This window comes from Paraburkholderia dioscoreae (assembly GCF_902459535.1).
Classification (GTDB): domain Bacteria; phylum Pseudomonadota; class Gammaproteobacteria; order Burkholderiales; family Burkholderiaceae; genus Paraburkholderia; species Paraburkholderia dioscoreae.
Genome location: NZ_LR699554.1, coordinates 93920 through 117387, shown reverse-complemented (window position 1 = coordinate 117387; position 23468 = coordinate 93920). Strand labels below are relative to the sequence as shown.

17 protein-coding genes and 1 pseudogene are annotated in these 23468 nt (G+C 63.9%); 6 read left to right on the top strand and 12 right to left on the bottom strand.

The features are described from left to right. Positions 1–43 precede the first annotated feature (43 nt). Both PDMSB3_RS20825 and PDMSB3_RS20820 read right to left on the bottom strand, forming a co-directional pair. Positions 44–3782 (bottom strand): annotated as a pseudogene (locus PDMSB3_RS20825) (DUF748 domain-containing protein). A gap of 252 nt (positions 3783–4034) precedes the next feature. Continuing rightward, positions 4035–5459 carry a DUF1254 domain-containing protein gene (locus PDMSB3_RS20820; protein WP_007178739.1) on the bottom strand — a complete coding sequence of 475 codons (1425 nt, stop codon included), beginning with the start codon at positions 5457–5459 and terminating at the stop codon, positions 4035–4037. A 298-nt stretch (positions 5460–5757) separates the two neighbouring features. Between PDMSB3_RS20820 and PDMSB3_RS20815 the strand changes: the two genes are divergently transcribed. The 3 genes from PDMSB3_RS20815 to PDMSB3_RS20805 all read left to right on the top strand — a co-directional run bounded on the left by PDMSB3_RS20815 (position 5758) and on the right by PDMSB3_RS20805 (position 11032). Further along, the gene (locus PDMSB3_RS20815) at positions 5758–6429 is read left to right on the top strand and encodes an FMN-binding negative transcriptional regulator (protein ID WP_165187577.1); all 672 of its coding nucleotides are present in this window, start codon (positions 5758–5760) and stop codon (positions 6427–6429) included. Positions 6430–6555: 126 nt separating this feature from the next. Beyond that, positions 6556–8895 (top strand): heavy metal translocating P-type ATPase, encoded by a 2340-nt coding sequence (locus PDMSB3_RS20810; RefSeq protein ID WP_197740261.1) that lies wholly within the window; start codon positions 6556–6558, stop codon positions 8893–8895. A 163-nt stretch (positions 8896–9058) separates the two neighbouring features. Continuing rightward, a complete protein-coding gene (locus PDMSB3_RS20805) occupies positions 9059–11032 on the top strand; it encodes a methyl-accepting chemotaxis protein (protein ID WP_165187575.1) in 1974 nt (657 codons plus the stop codon). A gap of 101 nt (positions 11033–11133) precedes the next feature. Here the strand turns inward: PDMSB3_RS20805 and PDMSB3_RS20800 are convergent, their stop codons facing one another. Then, complete coding sequence (locus PDMSB3_RS20800; RefSeq protein WP_007178735.1) at positions 11134–11787, bottom strand: glutathione S-transferase family protein; 654 nt, start codon at positions 11785–11787, stop codon at positions 11134–11136. Positions 11788–12006: 219 nt separating this feature from the next. Between PDMSB3_RS20800 and PDMSB3_RS20795 the strand changes: the two genes are divergently transcribed. Beyond that, positions 12007–13467, top strand: a complete 1461-nt coding sequence (locus PDMSB3_RS20795; protein ID WP_035516887.1) for a polyhydroxyalkanoate depolymerase — start codon at positions 12007–12009, stop codon at positions 13465–13467. A gap of 99 nt (positions 13468–13566) precedes the next feature. On the opposite strand, the gene PDMSB3_RS20790 is transcribed toward PDMSB3_RS20795, so the two are convergent. The 7 genes from PDMSB3_RS20790 to PDMSB3_RS20760 all read right to left on the bottom strand — a co-directional run bounded on the left by PDMSB3_RS20790 (position 13567) and on the right by PDMSB3_RS20760 (position 19400). After that, the gene (locus tag PDMSB3_RS20790) at positions 13567–14001 is read right to left on the bottom strand and encodes a cupin domain-containing protein (RefSeq protein ID WP_007178733.1); all 435 of its coding nucleotides are present in this window, start codon (positions 13999–14001) and stop codon (positions 13567–13569) included. A 168-nt stretch (positions 14002–14169) separates the two neighbouring features. Then, complete coding sequence (locus PDMSB3_RS20785) at positions 14170–14781, bottom strand: flavin reductase family protein (RefSeq protein WP_007178732.1); 612 nt, start codon at positions 14779–14781, stop codon at positions 14170–14172. Between the two features lie 160 nt (positions 14782–14941). Continuing rightward, on the bottom strand, positions 14942–15892 hold the full coding sequence (locus tag PDMSB3_RS20780; RefSeq protein ID WP_197740260.1) for a 3-hydroxyacyl-CoA dehydrogenase family protein: 951 nt from the start codon (positions 15890–15892) through the stop codon (positions 14942–14944). Positions 15893–16037: 145 nt separating this feature from the next. Then, on the bottom strand, positions 16038–16334 hold the full coding sequence (locus PDMSB3_RS20775) for a hypothetical protein (protein WP_007178730.1): 297 nt from the start codon (positions 16332–16334) through the stop codon (positions 16038–16040). Between the two features lie 438 nt (positions 16335–16772). Further along, entirely contained in the window at positions 16773–16931 is a 159-nt protein-coding gene (locus PDMSB3_RS20770; RefSeq protein ID WP_007178729.1) for a hypothetical protein, read from the bottom strand. A 327-nt stretch (positions 16932–17258) separates the two neighbouring features. Further along, positions 17259–18581: a hypothetical protein gene (locus PDMSB3_RS20765; RefSeq protein ID WP_007178728.1), complete on the bottom strand. Its 1323-nt coding sequence runs from the start codon at positions 18579–18581 to the stop codon at positions 17259–17261. A gap of 132 nt (positions 18582–18713) precedes the next feature. Then, positions 18714–19400, bottom strand: coding sequence for an MgtC/SapB family protein (locus PDMSB3_RS20760; protein ID WP_007178727.1), 687 nt, complete (start codon positions 19398–19400; stop codon positions 18714–18716). A 264-nt stretch (positions 19401–19664) separates the two neighbouring features. Here PDMSB3_RS20760 and PDMSB3_RS20755 point away from each other — a divergent pair, with 264 nt between their 5' ends. Continuing rightward, positions 19665–20774: an AGE family epimerase/isomerase gene (locus PDMSB3_RS20755; protein ID WP_007178726.1), complete on the top strand. Its 1110-nt coding sequence runs from the start codon at positions 19665–19667 to the stop codon at positions 20772–20774. 62 nt (positions 20775–20836) lie between these two features. Here PDMSB3_RS20755 and PDMSB3_RS20750 read toward each other — a convergent pair whose 3' ends face one another. Beyond that, on the bottom strand, positions 20837–21112 hold the full coding sequence (locus PDMSB3_RS20750) for a hypothetical protein (RefSeq protein WP_007178725.1): 276 nt from the start codon (positions 21110–21112) through the stop codon (positions 20837–20839). A 218-nt stretch (positions 21113–21330) separates the two neighbouring features. Here PDMSB3_RS20750 and PDMSB3_RS20745 point away from each other — a divergent pair, with 218 nt between their 5' ends. After that, complete coding sequence (locus PDMSB3_RS20745; RefSeq protein ID WP_007178724.1) at positions 21331–21534, top strand: cold-shock protein; 204 nt, start codon at positions 21331–21333, stop codon at positions 21532–21534. Between the two features lie 111 nt (positions 21535–21645). On the opposite strand, the gene PDMSB3_RS20740 is transcribed toward PDMSB3_RS20745, so the two are convergent. Beyond that, entirely contained in the window at positions 21646–23268 is a 1623-nt protein-coding gene (locus PDMSB3_RS20740) for a methyl-accepting chemotaxis protein (protein WP_007178723.1), read from the bottom strand. Positions 23269–23468 lie beyond the last annotated feature (200 nt).

Genomic DNA, 23468 nt, shown 5'->3' with positions numbered 1-23468 from the left:
GAATAGCGGCGACCGGCGACTACGCGCTCGACTTCCGGGTCGCTCACTTCAACCCGAAGTCCACACGCGTCGTTGCACCCTTGTCCTTGATGCCGTCGGCATTCAGTTTCGGTGCGACGATAAACACGCGGCTGCTGTCGATCTTGCCGTCCAGATACTGCTGCACGCTCTGCGCGCGCTGTTGTGCGAGCTGGCGCAGACTGGCGTCGTCGATCGGTGCGTTGGCGGCGAGCGCACTCTTCATCTCGTCGTCCGGCAAGCTCTTCGTCAAGCCGACAAAATTGCGCGGCTTCTTGAAGTCCGCCGACTTGTAGGCCTTGCTCAGATACTTGTCGTACTCCTTTGGATCAACCGTGACGGTCGACAGATCGACGCTCTCGCCATTGCCCACCACGTCCTTGATCTTCTGCTGCTTGACGAGGCGCTCGACATAGCCGGTGCGCAAGGCGGGCTCGTCGACGGCTGGATCGACACGGCCAATCAGGTCCATGCGGATCGACGGTTTGTCGGCCAACGCCTTCACGATCGTGTCGAGCTTCCGGGTGTCGGCGTCCGTGAGTTTCGCCGAGCCTGGCTCGAACTCCACATAACCCAGTTCCTCGCCACTGCCGCCGAATGCGTTGGCGATCAGCGAGAACGGCGCGGTCACCGCCTTCTGCAGCAGATTGAGCACTGCATGCCAGATCAGGCCGCCAATACTGAACTCGGGATTCGACAGCGAGCCCGACACCGGCAGGTTCACATCGATTTCACCACGCGAATTCTTCAGCAGCGAGATCGCGAGGCGCACGGGCAGCTTGGTCGCCGTATCGTTTTCGACGTGATCGCCGAACGTGAGCTGATCGATGAAAATGTGATTGTTCGCGTTCAGTTGATCGTTTTCGAGCGTGTAGTGCAGATCGACGTTCAGCTTGCCCTTGGTGATCGGATAGCCGGCATATTTCGCCGAATACGGCGTGAGATTGGTCAGTTCGATATCGTGCGCGACCGCCGTGAGATCGAGCGCCGGCTTCGCAATCAGCGGATTGATCGTGCCGCGAATCGACAGCGGACCGTTGGCGGCCAGTTTAGCGGCAATGTCGACCGGCGCGGCGGTGGTGGATTGCGTGCCGAACGCACCGACGGTGCCCTGAATGCCGACCAGGTTCGCCGTGTAGTTCGGCTTGATGAAATTGTCCGTGTACGTCACGCGACCCTGTTGCAGCACCAGTTGACCGAAGTGCAGCTTGACCGGGCTTTGCGGCGCCGTGGCAGCCGTAACCGTGGCGGCGGAGGCCGACGCCGGCACGGGTGCGGATGCGGCGGCGACCGTGGATGCCGACTGCGGCGTCAGCGACACGGGGTCCGCACCGCTCTTGTCGCGCGTCAGCGATTGCGCGGCACCGGTTTCGTGCGCGACCACATCGTTCAGGTTGAGCTTGCCCTGCGCGTCGAGCAACACGCGCCCATAGAACTTCGTGAACGTGACGCGGCCCGCATCGACCACCGTGCCATGCTCGTCGTAATCGGCCTTCAGGTTGGACAACGCGAGCGAACCCCAACCCGCGAACGGATCCGAGGTCGCCTTGTCGAGCATGCGGACATCGACGAGCGCCATGTCGCCGCGATACGTTGCTTTCAGCGACTTGGCCTGGCTCAGCGCGAGGTCGCCGTTCGCATTGAGCAGCGCGCTCGCGATCACCGCATTCAGCTTGCCGCCGAAGTACGGTTCGAAAGCCGCCGCGTCGAGCCGGTTGGCATTCACCTTGACGGCCACCTTGAGCGGCGTCGCCGTCACGTCGCCCTTGACGCCGAGCGTGCCCTTCCTGTTCAGCGTGGCCTGCAGGTCGACGGGCAGCGGACGGCTCAGGTCGTCGCTGATGTTCTGCACCTTCAGTTGCAGCGGCGTGATGTTCAGCTTCACCGGCTGCGGCGTGGTGTTGTCCGTGAAGTTGGCGGTGGCATCTTTCAGGACCAGTTCGCCGATCTTGTAGTGCCACGCGGGCCCTTCAGCCTGCGCCTTCTTCACCGCGTGGATCGCCGTACGCTGCGGTGCGACCTCGTGCTGCCCGCCGAGCGCCGCGAGGTTGATGCTGCCGTCTTTCAAGCGTTGGGCGTCGATCGCGAGGCCGGTCGTGTCGATGCTGGCGATCTCGGCGCTGCGCGCCGCCACGTCCACCTGCTTGAGCTTCACGCTGCCTTGCGCGAGCGAGATCAGCGGATCCTTGCTGCTGCGCGTCGCGACCTTCAGCGATTGCAGGTCCAGTTGCGAATCAGTGACCATCACCGCTACCGGCGACTTCGACCAGTTCGCACCGACATTGGCGGTGGCGGAAAGCGCGCCGTCCGTGACTTGCGCCACGGTCGCGGTGTCGATATAGGGTTGCAGCAACGGCAACTTCACCGACTTCAGATCGAGCTTCGCGCTCGCCGTCTTCGCAGCCAGGCCGAACGCGCCGGCCACACCGAGTGACCCTCCGCTGTCCTTGAGATCGGTGTTCAGCGTGTAGTGCGCGGGTGCCGCGGCAAGCGTCGAAAAATCGGTCAGCGTCACGGCCAGTTTTTGCAGGCCGGCATCGACAGGCCGCGAGGCGGCGTTGTCGCGAACATTGACGGTGCCGTCATTGAGCACGAAGCGTTTGATCGCGAGGGTCCAGCGGCGGCGCCGCCTTTGCCGCGGCATTGGCGGCTGATGCGGCAACCGGCGCGCTCGCAGCCGGTTGCGCCGCGGCCGGCCCGGGCGCGAACATCTTCTCGACGCTCAGCACGCCGTCTTTATCGCGCGCGAGATTGGCGGTCGGCGCGTCGATACGGATCTCGTCGAAGTGATAGAGGTTCCTGAACGGTTCGAGCGTGGCGGCGGCCACATGCACCGCGCGCGCCGCGAAGAACGGCGTCTTGCCTTGATCCTGCACGTCCACGTCGTTCAGATCGACGGTGCCCGCCACGCGCAGCGAAGGCGCGTCGTTGGAGACCACGAAGTTGAGCTTGAGATCCGTGGACAGTTTGCCGGACTGCACGATCACCGGCAGTTTGGTCGGCACGTAGGACATGAGACGCGGCACATCGAGCCCGTCGAAGCGCAACGACACTTCCGACTCGCGCGACGCGGCAAACGGCTTGGTCTTGCCATCGATGGCAAGCGGACTGCCGTCGATCCGCGCACGCAGCAGCGGCTCGACGAAGATATTGGTTTTCGAAGGCAGCGTGGCAATGAACGGAATGCCGAGCTTCCATTGATCGATCACGTGCGTGGCGCCGAGTAGCTTGTCGTCGAACGTGATCTGGCCGTTTTCAACGCGAATATTCGATACGGAGAACAGCGTCGGCTTGCTATCCGGCTTGGCCGGCTGCTTCGAGAATTTCTCGATCAGGTCCGTGAAATTGAAGCGTTGCGCATCGTAGCGAACAATATGAAAGCGCGGCGAATCGAGCTGCACCTGATCGATGATCGGTGCCGCGCGAAACAGCGAACTCCATGACGGCTGCACGATGAGCCGCGAAATGTCCACGAAGTCGCCCGCGCCGCCGCGCTCGCCGATATGCACACGGTCGGCTTCGAGCCGGAGCGTGTACGGATTGAGCGCAATGCGGCCAATCGTGGCAGGGCGGTCGAGCTGTTTGCTGAGCTGTTGCTCGGCAACGTGGCGAATCAGCGGCGGCGCCGCAAAGAAGCCGAGTAGACCGAACACTACAAGGAAGATCAGCAGGCCGGTGATGACACGCCGGGTGCGGCGTGACTGCGCGACATCGCGCACGGTCTGCATGGACGAGGCTAGTGATGCTTTATTGAGGCTTGCCATGCTCGGTATTGGGTAATGCGGCGGCAAGCCCGCCGCGAAAACGAAAATCCCGCAAGCGGCAGTATAAGTCGTGAATCTTTCGCGGGATATAAATGTAAGGCGAGGCTTACACATTCCCCTGCGCGATAGCGCCGCATGTCCGCCGCGATGAAGTGGCGGACATGCTTTGCCCGATGTTTGCCCGATACTTTTGCCCGATTCGTTTCCGGGTCGTTACTGAAGCACCGCTGTCATGTCAGCGACACGCAGCAATCACTGACGCACGACGGCCGGCGGTTGCCAGCTGCCGTCGGTGGCTTGCGGCTTGGGGGCGTACAGACGCAGCACGAGTTTCAGATCGGCACGCGGCGCCGGCAGCCAGTTGCCGCTCTTGCTGCGAGTGGACGACACGGTCACGTCGAGCGAGCCGTCGCGATTGCGGCGTGCGCCATTGCGGTCGCCGACCGCCAGACGCGCCGGCGCGCTCTCGCCCAAGGCGCCGTCTTTCGTGTACGCGGTGATCGACCAGAAGCCGCGCACCGGCGGCAACTGATTCGGCGCGAAGTGGATCACGTAACGGTTTGCGCCGTTGAGCGCATGACCGTCGCTGTCCTGGGTGACGACCGCGCGAACTTCGTCGTCTTTCGTGCCGATGCCCGGTTGCGCGTAAGCCGCATAGGCGCGCAGCGCGTAGTCGGGACCGTAGGTGCCCACGCCGTCGCCGAACCAGCTCCAGCCGTTGCCGGTCAGCAGATTGGACGGCGGCGTGACCACGCGATCATGGCCATCGGCAAGGCCCGCCGTAATGGCTTCCGGCGCCTTCGGCAGCTTGACCGGTTCGCCGGGCGTCACGCCGAGGTCCGAGAGGAATTTGAGCGCATGCGGATCGGCCGGCGTCGGCGGATTGTCGGGCAAGGCCTGCGCGAGCCGGCTGAAGAAATCGTTCGCGTCGAGCGCCGCGACTTGCGCGGCCGGCGTGCCGGAAGCGGCTGCTGCCGCGGCGGCGTCGGCGGCGTTGCTGCGCGGCGGCGCGATCGTCGCGGAACGGGTGTCACCCGCGTAGACGCTCAGCGGCGCGACACGAATGGCGCGCTGCAGCTTGCGGACCGCTGTCAGATCGCGCGTGCCGTTCGACTGGATACGCACGCTCACCCATGCGTTGCGGGTCGGCACGTCGACGCGCTTCACACCCTTGGGCAACTCTCCCTGCCAGCCCGGACCCGCGAAGGCGATCGTCTGCGCCTTGATGCCTGCCGCGCGAGTGGCGAACTGCGAACTGGTCGACCAGACCACGTTAGTCCACATGTCGAGCACGCGAGCGTCGACGTAGCGGCCATGCGAATCGGGCAAAGATACGATCACCGGTTCACTGCCGAGGTCCAGCCAGCCGGTCGAATCGAACGTATCGAGACTAGGCTGCATCGGATTGGCCGCGCCGATCGGCGGCAATGCCTGCGCGTGGCGCAGCGTATTGAGTGGCGCCTGGCCCGGATCGGTGCCGACCGCCGCGTCGCGCGCAACGCCCATCAGCACCAGCGGATAACCGAACACATACGAATCGGCGACTTCATCCTTGATCCAGCCGGTGGATTTCTGCGACGCGGTGGGAGTCGACGCGCAACCGGCCAGAAATGCGAGGCCTGCGAGCGATGCGCAGGTCCAGTGAATCGAAAACAACTCTCGGCGATTTTTTATCATTCGTTCAGGTGGCGGAACGTGCGGTCCTAAGGGAGACGCCGGTGCGCTACGAACCCTGCTTGCGCGGCCTCCCAAAGCCCAACGCATCCAGTCCGCGGTTCGCGATGCCGACAACATCGGGTTGTATCGTATCCTTGCTCACCAGGCAAGCGCAAAGGCAGCAATAGCGCCGGTTCGGGCGCGCGCACGGCCTTTTCGCGGTACGGTTGACGTTTTTTTATTACATCCGGCCCGGCGCCCCACGCCTTGGGCGATTTTTCATCGCTGCTCTTTCGTCCTCTCGTATCCGGAGCGTTTCATGTACATGCCCGCCCATTTCGAAGAGAACCGTCCAGAGGTTCTCCACCGCCTGATCGCCGAGCAGCCTTTCGGCGCACTGATTACCAACGGGCCGAACGGGCTCGATGCGAATCATTTGCCGTTCGAATTCGAAGTGCCGCCTGCGGGGGACAAGTCCGATGCGGCCTCGGGTGAGACTCACGGCATCCTGCGCGCTCACGTCGCCCGCGCCAACCCGGTATGGCAGGAAGCCGGAGCGAACCCCGAAGCGCTCGTGATCTTCCAGGGCCCGTCCGCGTATATCTCGCCGAACTGGTATCCGGGCAAGCATGAAGCGCATCGGCAGGTGCCGACTTATAACTATATGGTGGTGCATGCGCACGGCCGGATCGTCGTGCGCGACGACGAGTCGTTCGTGCGCGGCCTCGTCGCGCGCCTGACCCGCAAGATGGAAGCCGGCGAACCGGTGCCGTGGAAGATGGGCGATGCGCCCGCCGACTTCATCGCGCAGATGCTCGGCGCGATCGTCGGCATCGAGATCGAGGTGACGCGGCTGGTCGGAAAGTGGAAGCTCGGCCAGAACAAGGCTGCGGCCGACCGTCGCGGCGCGGCGGAAACCTTGCTGGCGCGCCCGGGTGATGAACAGCAGGCCGTCGGCCAGGCCATGCTGGACGCGCCGCCGGCTTTCTGAGCGGCACTTTGCCCATGCATCGGTCGCTTTGAGGCAATCCTGCAATTCACTCTTGACCTTCCCATCATGGGAAGGTCAATACTGGCCTCATGATGCGGCCTGCTGCCGCGACGAGCCCTGCCTGCCATGACCGAACTTGCCACCGCCCTGCGCCCCGCGGACGCCGCCGACACTTCCGCCCACACCGCCGAACTCGACATCGGCGGCATGACTTGCGCCTCGTGCGCGATGCGCGTCGAAAAGGCGCTCTCCAAAGTGCCGGGCGTCGTGAGCGCGTCGGTGAATCTCGCGACCGAAACGGCGACCGTCGATCTGGACGGCGCGGCCGCCGGCCCGGACGCGCTGATCGCCGCCGTCAGGAAAGCGGGCTATGAAGCGACCCTGGTCGCGCCGCCGGACACACCCGCCGCTGCCGACGCCGAGTCGGCCCCCGCCAACCGCAAGCGCGACCAGACCCGCCGCGAACTGGCAGCCGTGCTCGCCTCCGCCGTGCTGACGCTGCCGCTCATCGGCCCAATGGTCGGCGAATGGTTCGGTTTCCACGCAATGCTGTCGCCCTGGCTGCAATTCGCGCTCGCTTCGGTCGTGCAGTTCGTATTCGGCGCGCGCTTCTATCGCGCGGCCTTTCGCGCCGTGCGAGCCGGCGCCGGCAACATGGACTTGCTAGTGGCGCTCGGCACGTCGGCGGCGTATGGCATCAGCGTCTACGAACTGGCGACCCATCCCGGCGACATGATGCATCTGTATTTCGAAGCGTCGGCGGTCGTGATCACGCTGGTGCGCTTCGGCAAGTGGCTCGAAGCGCGCGCCAAGCGCCAGACCACGGACGCCATCCGTGCCCTCAACGCGCTGCGCCCCGACCGCGCGCGCATTCGGGTCGGCGCGGACGAACGCGACGTGCCGCTCGCGCAAGTGCGGGTCGGCACGATCGTGATCGTGCGCCCCGGCGAGCGCGTGCCGGTCGACGGCGCGGTGCTCGAAGGCCGCACGCATATCGACGAATCCCTGATCACCGGCGAAAGCCTGCCGGTGCCGAAGCAGGTAGCCGACGCAGTCACCGCCGGCTCGATCAACGGCGAAGGCGCGATTGCCGTGACGACCACGGCGATCGGCGCGGAGACGACACTTGCGCGCATCATCCGCCTCGTGGAAAGCGCGCAGGCCGAGAAGGCGCCGATCCAGCGCCTGGTGGACCGGGTCAGCGAAATCTTCGTGCCGGCGATCCTCGCCATCGCCGCGCTCACGCTGGTCGGCTGGCTGATCGCCGGCGCGGGCGGTGAAACGGCGATTCTGAACGCGGTCGCCGTGCTGGTGATCGCCTGCCCATGCGCGCTCGGACTGGCCACGCCGGCGGCCATCATGGCCGGCACCGGCGTCGCCGCGCGGCGCGGTGTGCTGATCAAGGACGCCGAGGCATTGGAAACCGCCCATCGGGTGACGATAGTCGCGTTCGACAAGACCGGCACGCTGACGCTCGGCCAGCCGTCGGTGACGGCGTTCGAGCCGATCGGCGGCATCAGCCGCGACGAGGCGCTGGAACTTGCCGCGGCGGTGCAGCGCAACAGCGAGCACCCGCTGGCGCGCGCGGTGGTCAAGGCGTACGAAGCGGCAGCGACAGAGGCCGCCGACATGCCTGCGGCAATTGGCGAAACCGTTGCCTCGCCCACTCAAACGCGTGCGCTGCACGCCAGCGCCGCGCGCGCCGTGGCGGGCCGGGGCGTCGAAGCGGACGTCGACGGCCGCACCCTCGCGTTGGGCAGCGGACGCTGGCTCGGCGAACTCGGCATTGAATTGCCGCCCGAATTCGCCGCGCGGGCCCGCGAGCTCGAAGCCGCCGGCAACACGGTTTCCTGGCTCATGCAGCGCGCCCCGCAAGCGCCGGCAGCACTGGCATTGATCGCTTTCGGCGACACCGTCAAACCGACAGCGCGCGCGGCCGTCGAGCGGCTGGCGCAAATGGGCGTTACGAGCGTGCTGGTCACCGGCGACAACCGCGGCAGCGCGGCGAGCGTCGCCCGGGCGCTCGGCATCGACGAATTCCATGCGGAAGTGCTGCCCGAAGACAAAGCCCGCGTCATCCGCGACCTGAAAATTCGCAGCGCCGGCATTGTGGCAATGGCGGGCGACGGCATCAACGACGCTCCCGCGCTCGCCGCCGCCGACATCGGCATCGCGATGGCGACCGGCACCGACGTCGCCATGCACGCGGCCGGCATCACGCTGATGCGCGGCGATCCGGCGCTGGTGGCCGACGCCATCGACATCTCGCGCAGAACATGGCGCAAGATCCGGCAGAACCTGTTCTGGGCCTTCGTCTACAACCTGATCGGCATTCCGCTGGCCGCCTTCGGCTTGCTAAACCCGATGCTCGCCGGCGCGGCGATGGCTTTTTCGAGCGTCAGCGTGGTCACCAATGCGCTGCTGCTGCGCACCTGGCGCGGTGCGCAGAATGGTCCGGGACGCTAAGCGAGTGCGCGCGGAAACACCCCGCGGACGGCACGGTCATTACGAAATGCTTTCAGATTGCTAAAGAAGACGGACGCAGCAGCCGTAAACCAGCCATCGATGCCGGCCATGCCCACGCATGGCCCATGCATCCCGCTCGTGCTCTCTTACTCCGCAATCGCCCATGGAATTTCTCTCTTTGCGCCGCGCCAGCGTCGGCGCGCGGCTCGCCATTCTTTCGTGCGTGCTGGTGGCGTTGATCTTCGCCGCGTTCACGTGGGCACTCACCCGCACCGCCGGCACGCAGATCAGCGGCCAGGTGCTCGAACGCATCGCGGATAAAGACCGTTCGATCGCCGCGATGATCAAACTGTTCGACAAGGCTTTGTCGAACGAAGTCGACCGCTCGATGTCGCTGTTTGCGAGTTTCCTGCCCACCGGCTATACGCTCGACGAGACCCAGAAGGTCGACATCGGCGGTGTCGCCACGCCGACCATCAAGGCGGGCGACAAAGTCCTGAACATGGACTTTTCCATTCCCGATCTGTTTCTCGAACGCAGCGGCGCGGTCGCCACCGTCTTCGCGCGCAACGGCGACGACTTCGTGCGCGTCACGACTTCGCTGAAGAAACAGGACGGCTCGCGCGCCATCGGCACGTTGCTCGATCGCAAGGCACCGGCCTATGCGCTGCTCCTCGCGAACAGATCCTATACGGGACTTGCCGCGCTCTTTGGCAAACGTTTGATCACGCAATACCGGCCGATCACCGACGCGAGCGGCCGCGTGATCGGCGCGCTGTTCGTCGGCGTCAATGTGGACGAGGAAATCCAGTCGGTCGAAGACGGCATTCGCAATCTGAAGATCGGTGACAGCGGCTACTACTTCGTCGTCGACGCGTCGAAGGGCGCGGATCGCGGCAAGCTGATCGTGCATCCGGCAGCGGCCGGTCAGAACGCCGACAACGCGAACGCACCTTATCAACAGATGCTCGACATGAAAGACGGCCAGCTCGAATACAGCTCGGCCGACGCCACCCTCGGCGAACGCGGCGCGCGCGACAAGTTCGTCTCGTTCGTTACCGTGCCGGAATGGCAATGGCTGGTTGGCGGTGTCGCGCCGCGCGACGAAGTGATGGCCGACGTCGTTGCCACCCGCAATGAATTCCTGCTGCTCGGCTTCATCCTCGTCGGCGTGTTCGCGGTGGTGTTCCTGATTGCGGTGCGGCGCCTCGTGAGCCGACCGCTCGAGGAAGCCGCCAAGGCGTCCGAGCGTTTCGCCTCGGGCGATCTGAGCGTGCGCGTGGCAAACGGCACAAACGCGCGCGCCGATGAAATCGGCCGCCTGATGCAGTCGATCGACGGCATCGGCGAAGGACTCGCGCGCATTGTTTCGCAAGTGCGCAACGCGTCGGCGGATATGTCCCACGGCACCGAGAAGATCGCCACCGGCAGCGGCAATATCGCCGCGCGGATCGCCACGCAGGCGAGCAGCCTCGAGGAAACGGCGGCCAGCATGGAAGAGATCACCTCGACCGTGCAGCAGAACGCCGACCACGCCGCGCAAGCCAACACGCTCGTCACACGCGCCGCCGACGCCGCGCTCGAAGGCGGCCGTGCGGTCGAACGTGTGGTCTCGACAATGGGCGAGATCAGCCGCTCGTCGCAGAAGATCGCGGAGATCACGTCCGTGATCGAAGGCATCGCCTTCCAGACCAATATCCTTGCGCTGAACGCCGCCGTGGAAGCGGCGCGGGCCGGCGAACACGGCAAGGGCTTCGCGGTGGTGGCATCGGAAGTGCGCGCGCTGGCGCAACGCAGCGCGGCCTCAGTCAAGGAGATCGAAAGCCTGATCGCGACTTCCACGGCGACCGTGCAAAGCGGTTTCCGGATCGCCGAAGAAGCCAGCTCGACGATGCAGGGCATCGTTCAACAGGTCGGCCAGGTGCGCGCGATCATGGGCGAAATTAGCGTCGCCTCGCGCGAGCAGTCGGGCGGCATCGAACAGGTCAATCTCGCCGTCACGCAGATCGGCGAAGCAACGCAGCAGAACGCTACGATTGTCGGCGAGGCGGAACTGGCGGCAGCGGAGTTACGCGATCAGGCCGCGCGTCTCGCACAGGTGGTCAGTGTGTTCAAGCTGGAAAGCGGGCGCGATTGAGTTTGATTAATGGCTAACGGCCATTGCGGGCGCGGTGCTGCTTGGCGCGGCGCGCACCGCCGCCAGCCGTCTGCACGCCGCGCTTGTTCAACGCGCCCGCTTCAGAACTCGACGTCCAGTTCGTCGATCTCTTCCACTTCCTGTTGCGCGTCGGCGATCCATTCCTGCATCTCGGGCAGCGCCATGATCCGCTGTCCGTATTCGACAATTTCCGGATCGAGTTTGACGTCGTAGGTGACGAAACGCGTCACCACCGGCGCATACATCGCGTCCGCCGTGGTCCGCTCGCCAAACAGAAACGGGCCGCCGTACTGCTTCAGGCAATCGCTCCAGATCGCCACGATCCGATCAATGTCCGATTGAGCACGCGCCCACACCTTGAAGCCTGGGAAATGCGCTTTGAGGTTCATCGGCAAGGCCGAGCGCAGGGAGCCGAAACCCGAATGCATCTCGCCGCATATCGAGCGGCAATGCGCGCGTGCGCGAATATCCCTGGGCAGCAGTTTCGCGTCCGGCTTCAGTTCGTTCAGATATTCCGCAATCGCCAGCGTGTCCCAGATCTTGATGCCGTCGTGAAACAGACACGGCACCAGTATCGACGGTGACAGCAACAGCAGTTCAGCGCGTGCGGCGGGATCGTCGATCGGCATGACGATCTCTTCGAAAGGCAAGCCGCTGAACTTGGTCAACAGCCAGCCGCGCAACGACCACGACGAATAATTCTTGCTGCTGATGGTGAGCGTGGTATTCGCCATACGATTCTCCTCCAGATGAGGCGTTCGGTCGACGCCTGACGCCGTGCGTGCACGTTGCCGTGCGCGCGCGCACCAAAGCGCGGCAATTTCGGCCCGTTGACTTCACTCGCGCAAATGCTATGCCAACGTGCAGTCAGGGCCGCGCCTGTGCGTATGCATGATTGGCACATGACTTGCCTCTATTTGGGTTCCTTCCTCTTCAGCATTCGTGCGAAGGTTATGAACCTGTTCGCATATCCCACATATCAGGCTTTCGCCGACATGATGCTGCCGATGCGGCACGGTGCGGCTCTCATGAATCACTCGCTCGACGCCTGGCCCGCGTTCGGCGAAACACCGCATGGACGCTCGATCCGCGCCGCCTGTGAGTTGTTGACGCTCGCCGGTCTCACGCCCGTGCGACCGCCGTTCGGCATCGACAGTGTAGTGACGGAAGGCAAATCCGTCGCGATCGTCGAGGAAGTTGCCGCGCACACGCCGTTCTGTTCGCTGCTGCATTTCCGTAAGGAGACCCAGCCGTCGGTGCCGCAGCCCCGCGTGCTGGTGATCGCGCCCATGTCCGGCCACTTTGCGACGCTGCTGCGTGGCACTGTGCGCACGATGCTGGCCGAACACGACGTCTACATCACCGATTGGCATAACCCGCGCGACGTGCCCTTGAGCCAGGGCCGCTTCGGCTTCGACGAATTCGTGCAGCACGTGATCGACTTCACCGAGACGATGGGGCCCGGCGCGCATCTGCTGGCCGTGTGCCAGCCGACCGTCGCCGCGCTGGCCGCGGTCGCGCTCATGGCCGCCGACGATCATCCCGCGCAGCCGGCGAGCATGACGCTGATGGCCGGCCCGCTCGACACTCGCATCAACCCGACGCGCGTCAACGACCTCGCCAAGAGCAAGCCGATCGAGTGGTTCGAGCAGAATCTGATCAGCGCGGTGCCGTTCGGTTTTGCGGGTGCGCACCGGCGCGTGTATCCGGGCTTCGTGCAATTGACCGCGTTCATGGCGATGAATCTCAACCGCCATCTCGACTCGTTTGAGACGATGTATTACGAGCGCGCCAAAGGCGATCCGGCAAAGGCCGACACGATTCACACGTTCTACGAAGAATACTTCGCGACAATGGATCTGACGGCCGACTTCTATCTGGAGACCGTCGATACGGTTTTTCAGCGGCATGCGCTGCCGTTGCATGCCCTCGAAGTGAAGGGCCGCCTCGTCGAGCCGTCCAGGATTCGCCGCACCGCGTTGCTCACGGTGGAAGGCGAGAAGGACGATATCTGCGCCGTCGGGCAGACGCTTGCGGCACAGGATATGTGCGACAAGTTGCGGCCGTATCTGAAGACGCACCACGTGCAGACCGGCGTCGGGCATTACGGGGTATTCAACGGACACCGCTGGGAACGGCAGGTCTATCCGCGCGTGCGGGCCGTGATTTACGACAACGAACCGCGCGCAGTACTGGTGGGCTCGCGGGCGCACACGATCCGGCCGGTGCCCGCGGCAACGGCCGCCGCGGTCACGGCGGCAGCGCCCGCTGCGGCGGCGGTGGTCGACGTGGAAGTGGATGCGGCGATGGCGGCCGGTTCGAACGAATCTGACGCCGCGTCGGGTGCGGGTTCAACTGCTGCCATCAAACCGCAGACGTCGCGCGCTCCGCGCAGGCGACCACCGGCGACATAACGCGCGCGGGGGCGGCTCAGCGCCTTCCAGCGAAACGGCCGCGTGCGTGGGGCGTGCGTGATGTTCGCGCTGCGCGCGCACGCAGACGCGCTGCTTGCGCTAAGCGGTGACGCCCTTCCACGGCGTCACCGCGGGTACGTCACATGGCCCTTCGACTTCGATCGATTTGAAGTCCGCCGGCGAGACAATTTCGATGTACTCCATATCGTCCGAGTAATCGAACAGATAGTGGACGATGCCCGGCGCCTGGTGCACGCAGTCACCGGCGGCGACGAGCGTCTCCTTGTCGCCGTACATGAAACGCGCCCAGCCCTTCAGCATGATCACAATGTGGAAATCGGCCTCATGACGGTGCCAACCAGTGCCTTGCTCTGGTGCGTGATTCGCCTTGACGAGTTGCGCGAGCACCTTGCCGCCGGTCGCCTGCGCAATGCCTAAATCACGATAGAGAAAAAAGTCGCGTAAGCCCTGATCCTCGTAGGACGTGTCTTGCGGACGGACATGGCTGAATTGCGTGGCGAATTCGGTGGACATGATCGCGCTCCTGGAAGTGAGCCGGCAGTTGAAAACGACGCGTTGGAGCGTCGGTTGCAAGCATCAAGCGGGCCAGTGTGCGGGCTGCGGTTTCGCGCGATTCAGCGGCGATGCGGTGAACGCCGCGCCGCCTTGCACGGCGCGACGTGTTTTCAAACGCGGCGGCGCTTATACGCTCGGGCGGAACATCTGGAACATGTCGCCGATTTCCGCGTAGTCAGCGCGGTACCCGGCGCGCATGATCGGCTGCGCGGCGTGAGTGTCGAACAGGCCGTCTTTCAGATACGCCTCGTTGATGTGGACGCCGACCACCTGGCCGAGCGACAGGTAGTTATCCATCGGCGTGCCGTCGAGCGTGTGCAGACGCACCACTTGCAGCAGTTTGCATTCGAGCGCGGCCGGCGATTCGGCGACGTGCGGCACGGCAACGTTGCGGCCCGGCGCAGGCGTGAGGCCGGCGAGTTCGAACTCATCGACAGACGGCGGGACCGGCGCCGACGAACGATTCATCTGCTCGGCGAGCGGTTTGGTGGCGAGGTTCCAGACAAATTCGCCGGTGGCTTCGATGTTGGTGACGCTGTCCTTATGACCTTCGCTGCAAAAACCGATGATCGGCGGGAAGGTGGCGAACGCGCCGAAGAAACTGTACGGCGCGAGGTTCAAGGTGCCTTCGGTATCGCGCGACGAAATCCAGCCGATCAGACGCGGGGCGACGATGGCTTTGAACGGATCGTGCGCAAGGCCGTGGCCGGTGGCGGGATCGTAGAAGTAGTGGGACATGGAGATGGGTTGGCTTTGCGGATTTTGGCTAGATGGCATTTATACCGCAGAGCGGCGGCCGCCGCTCTGCTTGCACTGACCGCGAAGCATTTCCTCGTGTCGTTGCACATGAAGCCTCGTCCGCGTCGGTCATATCAGCCGCCTTCGCCGCGATCGCTCATTAACCGCGACTGATCACGCGCCTGCGCCCTTCCTTCACCTGCGCCAGATGCGCATCGTCCCATTCGTAAAAGCCGGCGCCGCTGCGCACGCCGACCCGCCCTGCATCGACCTGCTCGCGTAACAAGTCGAGCACACCTTCGTCTTTGGCCAGTTCCGGCATCAGATGCGAGGAGATATCGAGGAAGGTGTCGAGGCCGCCCATGTCCGCGCCCTCGAACGGTCCGACGATCCCCCAGCGACGGCCGAGCGACGCCTTCATCACCCGATCGACCACGTCGGGCGTCGCCGCGCCGGAGCGGACGATATTCAACGCCTCCCGCAGTACCGCGAACTGCAACCGGTTGCCGACGAAACCCGGAATCGCCTTCGCCAGCACCACCGGCTCCATGCCGATCGCGCTCATCAACGCGGCGGTCTGCTGCGTCACTTCCGGCGCGGTCGCAGTGCCCGGCACGACTTCGACGAGCGGAATCATGTGCGGCGGGTTCCAGAAATGCGCGATCACGAAGCGCTCTTTCGCGCGCAACGGCGCGACCAGTTGATCGGGCGGGAAGCCGCTGGTGTTGCTCGCGAGAATTGCGTCGTCAGTCAGCAACCCGGTCAGCGCCGCATACAGGCGATGCTTCAGTTCGAGTACTTCGGGAATTGCCTCGATCACGAATTGCGCCGACGCCATCACGTCAAGTTGCGCATGGGTTTCGATGCGAGCCAGCGCTGCCTGGCTCGCCGCCCGGTCGATACGCCCGACATCGATCAGTTCGTCGAGCACGGCTTGCGCTTTCGACGCGACGCTCGCCAGACGCGCCGGATCCACGTCGTGGACGAGCGTCCTGTGTCCGTGCAATGCACTTTGCGTCGCAATACCGACGCCCATCAATCCCGTGCCCACTACGCCTATCACTGCCTTGTCCACGCCGCTCTCCTGCTGCCGTCGAAAGCTTTGAAGCATAGCGCAGCGCGCGGATTTGCAAGGCTGAACGTGACAAGGCCGGTCTTCCGCGAGGAAGGACCGGCCTTGTTTGCTTCACGCCTGCTTGGTGCCTGCTTGCTGGTGCCGGCTTCACGCCGCGTTACGCGGCGGCGTCACGCGCGGATCAGTAATGCTGCGGCGGACGATGGTCGCCGTGATGATGCGGATCGTAGTCGTGCGGATGATGGCGCATCCAGTCGTCATGAGCCCAGTAGCGATGGCCGTCGTAGTAACGATCGCCATGCCAGCCGATGTTGATCGACACGCCAACCGGCATCATATGCGGCTGACCGTAGACCGCCGGTCCCGGACCGTTCTCCACCACCCGTTCCTGGGCGAATGCGCTGCCCGCTGCGAGCAGCGCGCCGCCCGCAAGCAGGGTTGCAATGAGCGAACGCGATGTCTTGTTAAAGGTTTTCATACTGACCTCCCGTCAAAAGTTTTGTATCGAGCCAGCGTCCGTGCTCGATTGGCCTCGACCTGCAATCTCAGGCTCGAATCGGACGCCGTACGCTTGAGGGCAACTTTAGCGGCGCGAACTACGGGAAGACGTGAGCACTTGTAAGCGCTCATTTCAATGTTAGGGACGGATGAGCGGTGGCCGTTTCAGCCTCTAACGCCGACGTATCAAGCCATGCGCGATGGTTCGGCCCTGCGGCGAAGCGGCGCAGTGTCAGGCGCCGTTACATTCATTTCGGTATGGAAATATTCGGACAGAAAGACCGAGCGGGGAGGCGGTCCAAAAACAAAAGCCACAGTACGCGTTTCGCGAACTGTGGCTTCAATAATTAATGCGATGCGCACCCGTAATGCGAGCCCGCGCGCGATTGTCCGCACTTCGGGCCGGTACAGCCCGGCTTTAGTCGCTCAGCTTGATGCCGAACAACGTAGCCTGTGAGCGGCGCACGCGCTCTGCTTCGCGGCTGCGTGCCTTGTACGAGTAATCCGCATCCAGCGGCAGATGGGGCGACGCAAAGAGGTCGCTGACCTTTTGGAACAATGCAAAGATGAAGCTCATGGCGACTCCCGGTTGGTGACTGCATTTGCTAGGGTTTTCCCTTAAGAATAATTATAGGGTTTTCCCTAGTTAAATGCTAGTGCAATGCAGCAATTTTTTGGGCGCGGTCCGTGGACGCGGGTTTTCCGCGCATGGTGCGTTGCATCATGACAACGTCCCCGTTTTTTAGATTTCAGGGCCGGAAGGAATGGCTTATTGCCGAGTGATCTAACCCGGTGCTATGTCGCCGCCGGTTTTCGCGAGAGAGGAACTGAGGAACCGCTGGTAGGCGGTCGTCGAGCGGAATGCCGCAGCCGGCTTGGTCGCCGGCGCGGCGGTCGCTGACCGTCAATGCGGGCTGGCCGCTTTCGGCTTGTGCGGATGCTGCGCCCGTGCGGTGCGCCTCGTGTGCGCCGACGGGGCGGTGGCTTGCTGAGGTGCAGCGGGCGCGGCCGTGGCCGCGTCGGAAGCAGCATTCGCAGCGGTTGCGTTCGCCATCGCCAAGTGGGTGTCGAGTAAGCTGGTCATGGCCGCCTGCTGGTTCTGCATCATCTGTTCCATACGGTGCTGCTGCGCGGTGGTCTCACGCGTCAGGCGCATCAGCAGCACGGTTTGCGTGATGCCGATGGCGACCGTGGCCAACAACGCGCCCACCACGATCGATAGCATCCACTTCATGCGTCGCGAATGATCGGTCGCGGCGCGGCGCTGATCGGCGATCACACCATACAGCGCATCGACGGTATCGGCGAAGGCGGTTGCCCGCGCGCGATCAAGTTCCGGCGCGGCGCGCAACGCGGCCGCAGCCGCCTCGGCGCGCCGGGCTTCGCGCCACGGAGCGGCGAACTCGGCGCTCGCCTGAGCAGATACCGATGAATTCACCAGTGTCTCCGTGCCGGGCTTCGACTCGGTGGGCGCAGCGTCTGATTCGGCCGGAGCGGGTTCATCCACCGCGCTTGCCGTTTCAGCCGTAGGCGCTTCCCGCGATGCCGATGCCGATGCCGAAGCCGATGCCGCCTTGGCGAAAGTCGCGGCGAAACGTTGCGGCGCCTTGCCGACGCCCGAGGTCGATGCAATTGCGGTATCAGTGGTCGCGCCCGGCTCGGACGCCTGCCGCAGCGCGGTCACGCTGCGCGCCACGGTTGCAGCCGCCATAGCCGGCGTCAGCGGCGCCGACACCGCCGGTTTCTCTTCGGCGTTAGCGTCCGTTGCCGGTTTCGTGTCACCCAGAGCCGGTTCGCCAGCCGGCGGAACCATTGCCGCCACCGGCTCGATTTCGAGCCCACTCAGTTGCGCATTGACCGGCACCGGCTCATCGGACTTCGGGGCACGCGGCGCGCGGCGAGCCGCGCGCGCCTCAAGCGACGCGCTGTCGCCCGTATCGACCGCGCCGACCGCGGCCAGCACCACATCGGGTAATTCGAAACCATGCAGCGTGCCTTGCCGGATATCGATATTCATCGCTTCCAGCGTCGCGCGGGTGGGATCGTCGGGAAATAGATCGAGCGTGGCGTCGTCGCGAGAGGCGTCGCTCAATTGCGCGAGACGTTGTGCCGAGCGCGCGGCGCGCGCCAGCTTGTTTTCAGTTTCGGTCGAGACGGTGGCCTGACGCCGCTTCTTCGAAGCTGCGCGCGAAGGCCGGGACTGCGTGGATGCTACGGAATCTGCCATAGAGAAAAAAGCGGTCGTCGCCGGAAAGCGGGCGCCGGACACCGCTCGTCAATGCCGTTGGAATTTTTCGAGACCGCATTGTCGCATGGCCGCCCGCGCCCGCCGAAGCCATTCGCCGAGGATTTTCCGTTTTTACGAAGTCGCGTCGTCCTGCCGGAACTGCTTGACGCCATGCAACTGACGCAAGCGGCTGCAGATCGCCTCATATTCCGTATTCGACACACGATGCAAGGTGATCACCACCTCGTCGCACTCGGGCGCGTCCTCGCTTTGCTGCATCACGAACTGTTTGACGCGCGGGCTCGCGGCGCCGAGCTCGTCGTGCAGCGAGTGGAACGTCATGGCGCCGCGCTCGACGATCATCGTCAGTTGGCGCCGTTGCTTGACGGTGATGAAGCGGCGCTCCAGCGGCTTGATGCCGGCAAGGATGATCAGAATGATGATGGTCGCCGCGATCGACGCCGTATACAGTCCGCCGCCAACCGCCAGACCGATGGCGGCCACCGACCACAGGCTCGCCGCCGTGGTCAGCCCGCGCACGATCTCGCCGCGCAGCAGGATCGAGCCCGCACCGAGAAAGCCGATGCCCGACACCACCTGCGCGGCCATCCGCGACGGATCGAGCACCACGTGCTCGCCGCTCAGCACTTCCGCAAAGCCATAGGCCGATACGATCATGATGAGCGTCGAACCGACGCACACCAGCATGTGCGTACGCAAACCCGCGGCCCATGAAAGCCGTTCCCGCTCGAAGCCGATGACGCTGCCGAGCGCCGCGGCCAGCACCAGACGGGCGATGAGTTCGAGATTCCCCAACATTGTTGTTCCTCCTTGTCGGCAATTATTTGAAGTGTTTTCCGCGTCGGCGCCGGAGTGCCAGCGGGATCCGTTTGCTTTATGCTAAGCCGCACGCCGCCAGGCGGTTAAGCGGGTCGCGCGGCAAGTCGTCGTGCTGCTGCTGGCCCGTAAAGCAGGTAGCATCCGCGCTCACCAACAGGCTTGCCGGTAACCGCGCCGCGCAGCAACTCAGGCTACGGCATGAGTCCGTGGGCGCTTCGAAATACGAGCTGAATCAATTTGACTATGCAGAGCATGAACCCTCCCGCCGCTTCCACCATCGCGCTCGCTACCCGGCTGCGCGATCACTTCACAGGCGTAGTGCTGCCCATGTGGCGCGGCCCGGGTTTTAATACCGCACTGAAGCTGCCCTACGAAGCGCTCAGCGCCGAGGACCATCAGCCGTTACCTCCCGCGCGTTACCGGGCTATGGCCTGCGCGCGGCAACTGTTCGTGTTCTCGCAAGCGGGCGACGAAGCGCATGCGCGAGTGCTGTTCGACTCGTTGACGCATACCTTTCAGGACACCCGCCACGGCGGATGGTTCTACAGCGTCGATCCGCAAGGCGCACCGCTCGACACCACGAAGGATCTGTACACGCACGCGTTCGTCGTGTTTGCTTGCGCGGAATATGGCCGGCGCTCCGGCAATCGCGACGCGCTGGAAATCGTGCATCGCACGTCGGCGCTGATCCAGTCGAACTTCGCCGCTGAAGGCGATCTGTTCAACGCCGCGCTGAGCGCGGATTTCGCCAGCGTAACGGGCACGCCGATCCAGAATCCGTTGATGCACCTGACCGAAGCCTGGCTGGCCGCTCGCGAAGCCACGCACGACAACGCTTTCGACGCCGCGTTGCGGCGCCTCGCCGGCGCGGTCGCCCGTCACTTCATCCATGCGCCTACGGGTTGTATCGCCGAATTGCCGATTGGTGCGGACGATAACCGTCTGGAACCCGGTCACCAGTTCGAGTGGTTCTGGCTGGTCAGGCAGGCGGGCGCCGTGTTCGAAGGCTCCGGTCTTGCCGAAGCCATGCCGCGTGCGTTCAGTTTCGCGCAGCAAAACGGGGTGGACCGGGAGACAGGCGGCGTGTGCGCCTCGCTCGACGAAACCGGGCGGGTCAAGGACGCGACCCAGCGGATCTGGGCGCAAACGGAATATCTGCGCGCGCTGGCAAGCTACGACGAGCCAACCGCGCTCGCCGCGCTGCCACGGCAAATCGAACTGTTCCAGCAACGTTTCCTGCGTCCGCAGGGCTGGTTCGAATGCAAGACGCCGGCGGGTGAGGTGGCGCGCGCCGACATGCCGTCGACCACGCCCTATCACCTCGCGACTGCCTATGAAGCGTTGCCGGCCTGACACCACCGGCAAGCCACGCAACGGGCGCGGCCACCGCGCGGCCGCGAGAACCGGCCGCCCGATCAATACTCTTCGCGCTGCCAGGGGCTCCAGTCGGAGCCGGCAGATTTAAAACGCATATAAGTTGCGCTCTGCCCGGTGGGGATATCCGATGCGTCGCCGTCCGGCTTCTGATCGGTTGTATGAAGGGCGAAAGCCTGGCGGTCTACGGTATCGACAGTAATACGGCCGACCGGGTCAGGGGCGCCTTCTTGAGGGGATTTAGACTCCAATATCGCCAGATAGGGGGTCAAACGACTCCAGAACGAGGTAAGTTCTTCTTGCAAATAATGTGTCAATGTTTTTCCTGGAAGAGTAATACAAGCAGTTTACCCTACCGGACGGAGCACCCTTCCAATTGCTCGCCAGGCCGAAAAAAGGCCGATGCCGGGGAATACCCGAATACTGGTTGGTTGGCGTCCATCATAAAGACGTGATACAACTCCTACTTCGCGCTCGATCTCGCGTTGAGAAATAGCGGTCGCGAATGCAACACACAACATTTACTGGATTAAAAATGGCAACAGGTACTGTGAAGTGGTTTAACGATGCAAAGGGCTTTGGCTTCATCACGCCGGACGACGGCGGCGAAGACCTGTTCGCGCACTTTTCGGAAGTTCAAGGCAGCGGCTTCAAGTCCCTGCAGGAAAACCAGAAGGTGACGTTTGAAGTTAAGCAAGGCCCGAAGGGCAAGCAAGCTGCGAACATCCAGCCGGCCTAAGTACCGTCAGGTACGTTGAGGCACCCTTAGGCGCTTGCGTCTGATGCAAAATGGCCCGCTTTGGCGGGCCATTTTCTTTTCCCAGCCGGCCCTTCCTGAGCGTGCGCGAGCTTAAATTGCGCGCATGCCCGACAACGCGAAATCGACCGGTCGGCCCCGTGCTTCGTCGATTTGTTGCGTGCGCAACACAGATTCAGAAATTTCGAACACGGAAACAGCCTGCTTCAACTGCTGCGTCTGCTGATGCAGCGAAGCCGCCGCCGCTGCTGCCTGTTCAACGAGCGCCGCGTTCTGCTGCGTCATCTCATCCATCTGCACCACCGCCTGGTTGACCTGCTCGATACCCGTGCTCTGTTCGAGCGACGATGCGCTGATTTCCGCCATCATCTGCGTGACGCGCGAAATTGATGTCGACACGTTGCTCATCGCTTCTCCGGCATGCTCGACCAGCGTCGAACCGCCCCGGATCTCGGCCACCGATTCGCTGATCAACGTTTTGATTTCCTTCGCCGATTGCGCGCTGCGCTGCGCGAGGCCCCGCACTTCGCCCGCCACCACGGCGAAACCGCGCCCCTGCTCGCCCGCGCGCGCCGCTTCGACGGCCGCGTTCAACGCGAGAATATTGGTCTGGAACGCGATACCGTCGATCACCGAAATGATCTCGGCGATTTTGTCCGAACTCTGCGCGATGCCGCGCATCTTCTCCACCACCTGGTTGACCACCTCGCTGCCGCGCGAGGTCGCTTCGAGCGCGGTCCCGGCGAGTGCGTTGGCCTCACGGGCGTGATCGGCGTTCTGGCGCACGGTGGCGGTCAGCTCCTCCATGCTCGACGCGGTTTCTTCGAGCGACGCCGCCTGGTTTTCCGTGCGCGCCGACAGATCGGCGTTGCCGGTCGCGATTTCGTCGGCGCCGAGGTGGATCGAGTCCGCGGATTCGCGCACGGTTTGCACGGTACGCGCCACGCTCGCCTGCATTTTGGCGAGGCCCGAGAACAGGCGGCCGATTTCATTGGTGCCGTGCGCGGCGATCGGCTGGTCCAACCGGCCTTGCGCGATACGGTCGAAGTGACGGCCCGCTTCTTCCAGCGGCGCCACCACGCCCCGGCGCAACGCCGTGTGCACGGCGAACGTGCCGGCCACCAGCGCCGCGAGAATCACGATGCTGACCGCGCGAAACGTCGCCATGCGCGTATCGATCGAATCGAGCGATGCCTGGCTCGCGGCGGTGCCGAACTGCACGAAGTTATGCGACTCGCCGAGGTACGCGTCCTGGAACGACTGGGTCGGCTGATCGAGGAAAGCCTGAATATTGTTCGAGTCGAGAAACTGCACCAGTTCCGCGAGCGCATCGTGCAGCTTCTTGTAGCGCTCGGCAAGCGCGGCGGCGCGGGCGCCGTTTTCGTCGCCGGTCTTGGGCGCGCTCATGAAGGCAGCGAACGACTGGTCAGCGGCCGTCAACTGTTCGCGGGCGTGCTGCACGATGTCGGTCGGCTCCGAGCCGCCGCGCACCATGCGCGTCCCGGCCCGCGAGAGGTTGATGCGCGCGTCCATCAGACGCTGGGTCGTTTCGTTGACCGCGTTCACCTGCTTCAAGGCGATGTTCGACAGATCGTTCACGTCGTTATGAGTGTGCGTGAGCGACCAGAACCCCAAACCGATCGTGACAAGCTGGAAAACACAGAACGCGGCCAGAACACACAGCAGGCCGGATGCGACCTTGATCTTGCTGAACATCGTGAATACCTGAAGACAAAGAATAACGGGAGCTACGTCAGGGTTAACGGCATAGGCGAGCCGCCCTTGAGGCCAATTCCATCAAAGATCGTCTTACATCCCCTTTTCATCGGCCAACTTCACTACTGCAATCGTTTCGCACAACAATGCAGGGCGCAGATTGCCGATTCACCTTGACGCGGTGCGTGCGCGCTTCCTAG